This is a genomic window from Neobacillus drentensis (genome assembly GCF_036966985.1).
Taxonomy (GTDB): Bacteria; Bacillota; Bacilli; order Bacillales; family Cytobacillaceae; genus Neobacillus; species Neobacillus drentensis_E.
Genome location: NZ_JBALSN010000445.1, coordinates 1346 through 4386, shown reverse-complemented (window position 1 = coordinate 4386; position 3041 = coordinate 1346). Strand labels below are relative to the sequence as shown.

General features: G+C 39.3%; 2 protein-coding genes. One reads left to right on the top strand and one right to left on the bottom strand.

Going from position 1 to position 3041, the window contains the following annotated elements; genetic code table 11:
- Window positions 1-220: 220 nt before the first annotated feature.
- Window positions 221-2065 carry a DNA ligase D gene (locus V7659_RS24835; protein ID WP_335542791.1) on the bottom strand — a complete coding sequence of 615 codons (1845 nt, stop codon included), beginning with the start codon at window positions 2063-2065 and terminating at the stop codon, window positions 221-223.
- A gap of 130 nt (window positions 2066-2195) precedes the next feature.
- Here V7659_RS24835 and V7659_RS24830 point away from each other — a divergent pair, with 130 nt between their 5' ends.
- Window positions 2196-3026, top strand: coding sequence for a Ku protein (locus V7659_RS24830; protein WP_335542790.1), 831 nt, complete (start codon window positions 2196-2198; stop codon window positions 3024-3026).
- Window positions 3027-3041: the final 15 nt, after the last annotated feature.

The window sequence follows — 3041 nt, the reverse complement described above, 5'->3', positions numbered from 1 at the left end:
TGTTGACCTTCGTTCCAGGCACGAAGACTCCTGCGGGAGTACGGGTCAGGGGAGACCCCGCAGGAGCAAAGCGACGAGGAGGCTCCCCGGCACGCCCGCGGAAAGCGAAGTGCCTGGAGCGTCAATCAACAGACCTGTTTAAAGTTTATAAACCAATATTATACTGAAAAAATACAGGTGTGAAATTTTGAAGCGATTGAATAAAATTAAAAGGATGCCCCTATCCTTTTTTTTTCGTTCCTTTTTTTAATACCTCCAACACAGGTCCGAAAGGTTGAATCGATTTTGATTGAAAATAATCTGAAAAGGGATCTCCTTGTTGACGAATTCGCTTTAATGCATTGTCCATATTAAACGAAACAGGTTTGAGTTTTTCTGTTACTTCCTCCCAAAAAAGGGGCGTGGCAACACCAGCATGTTCATTTCCCCGCATCGAATAGGGGGCAACAATTGTTTTCCCTTCGCTATGTTGCACATAATCAACATAAAGCCTGTTACCGCGGTTTTTCTTCATTCGTTCAATCGTGAAGGAGTCTGGATCCTTTGAAATCAAATATTCAGCAATAAAGCTTGTAAATAATCTTGTATCGTCATAAGTAAATTCATTTTCCGGCAAAGGCAGGTAGATTTGCAATCCTTTGTTTCCAGACGTTTTAATAAAAGCGATTAAATTTAATTGATCGAGGACTTCTTTAATTAACAGTGCTGCTTTTACCGCCAATTGAAAGTGCTCCTTAGAGGGCGGATCTAAATCAAAAACAATCTCACTTGGTCCCTTGCTATCAATGGTTTGAAAGGGGATGTGGAACTCAATCGCTAATTGATTGCCAAGCCAAACGAGTGTTTTTAAATTATTGCAGAGGATATAGTCAATCCCATCATCTGTGTGTGTTTGCACAAATTCTGGCGCATATTCTGGACAGTTTTTTTGATAAAACGCTTCACCGAACATCCCGTGCGGATAGCGGATGACGGTTAATAAGCGATTGTTTAAAAAGGGCAGCATATAGGGTGAAATTTCTCGCAAGTAGTGAATATAGTCAGCTTTTTTAATAGCTAATTTTTCCCATAATGGTTTATCAGGGTGGGTTATATCTAGGTCTCCAGGCAGGTTTTTTTGTGCAAAGATAAAACGATCATATGTACACTCAGCGGGTTCTAAATCAAAGCGAAATCGGTCAAAATGGGGCTCGCGCAGTTGGTTTTCATATAGCTCTAAATATTTCACCTCTAGGCATATGGCTGGTTCCACAATCATTAGTTGTCCTTCTTCACGGAGCATATTTTGTTTAATCGTTTGCTGGAGTGCTTGTTTTTCTTCTGGTTTAAATCCGAAAAGGACCTGACCAATTGGATGGATTTTTTTGTCCTTATAAACACTTACATAAAAATATCCATTGGTTTTATCATAGGCGTTGATAAAACAACTTACATATTTCCAATTTTTATACTTTAACCACTGTAAGGAGCGTTTTCCTTCCTCCCAAAGACTGTTTTTTTGTTTGGCAATAATTCCTTCCCCGTCAGACAATACAACCTTTTCCCAAAGCGGCTCAAATTCTTCATGTGCCTGGACAAGTTGAAGAAGTTGTTCGTTGTAAGGGTCAGCCTCGAGTGTAAAACCGACTTTTTCGAACAATTTGATGAGTTCCTTTTTGCGTTTTTGAAAATTAAGTGAACGTAACTGTTTTCCAGCGCTCATGAGTATGTCAAACACCATTAGGCGACAGGGGGATTTTCTGGCTTGCTCGCTGATCTTTTTTTCTGATTTTAATCGCCCGCGTACTTGAATCATCGAGAAATTGGCTTTGTGTGTGTTTTCTAATAAGACTAGTTCTCCGTCTAATTGTAAAGGTAGAAACGGTTTAAATTGATCTTCGTGTTTTAATAAAAATTCCTTGATTTCTGGGAATTGGGGGATAAGAGATTTTTCATTCCGGCTAATTAGTTCAATTCCATGGGAACTCCACTCTAAAAGGGCGCGAAATCCATCATATTTTACTTCATAGAGCCATTCAGGATGAACAGGGAGATTAAATGTAAGGCTGGGCAGCATCGGCTTCATGGGAAATTGGTCCCTTCTTTTTCATATATTTTGCATAAAAATACTTAGATTCATTCTTTTCCAAATGTTTTTAGGAATGTGAATGTCTAAGTAATGCAAAATAATAACAAAAAGATTGGAGAAATACACAATGCATACGATGTGGAAGGGCAGTATCAGTTTTGGGCTTGTAAATATACCCATCAAACTCCATACGGCAACAGAAGATAAAGATATCAAACTTCGAACCCTGCATAACAAATGTCATGCACCGATCAAATATGAGAAAATCTGTTCTGTATGTGAGGAGGAAGTGAAACCAGAGGATATCGTTAAAGCGTATGAATATACAAAAGGGAAATTTGTTGTCCTTGACAATGATGAACTTGAGAAGTTACGAAAAGAAAACGAAGATAAAGCGGTTGAAATTATTGATTTTGTTAAAATGGACCAAATTGATCCCATCTACTACGATCGAAGTTATTATATGTCTCCAAGTGAGGGCGGAGGCAAGGCCTATTCCTTGCTAAGAAAAGCCTTGCTGGAGTCACAAAAAGTGGGCCTTGCTAAAATTATCATTCGTTCAAAAGAGCAATTAGCAGTCATACGTGTGTATGAAAATGTTTTAGTCATGGAAACCATCCACTTTCCAGATGAAGTTCGAAAAGCGGGTGATGTACCGAGTGTGCCTGCTGAAGATAAGGTGACGGAAAGAGAACTTGATACTGCGATCATGTTGATTGACCAATTGACAACAGATTTTAACCCAGAAAAGTATACGGATGATTACAGAACTGCATTGCTTGAATTAATTGAATCGAAACGAAATGGACAAGAAACCGTATCCGCAGCTACGAAGGAAGTTGCTTCAAATGTCACGGACTTAATGGCGGCATTACAAGCATCCATTGACCGGACAAAACCTCCAAAAACAGCTGCGCCAAGAAAGAAAACAGCACCTAGAGTCAAAAAACGAGCATAATGGAGAGTTCCCTCG

Bases quoted from the DNA above. Each gene is read 5' to 3' on its own strand.
- V7659_RS24830 (WP_335542790.1), top strand. From the start codon at position 2,196: ATGCATACGATGTGGAAGGGCAGTATCAGTTTTGGGCTTGTAAATATA.
- V7659_RS24835 (WP_335542791.1), bottom strand. From the start codon at position 2,065: ATGAAGCCGATGCTGCCCAGCCTTACATTTAATCTCCCTGTTCATCCT.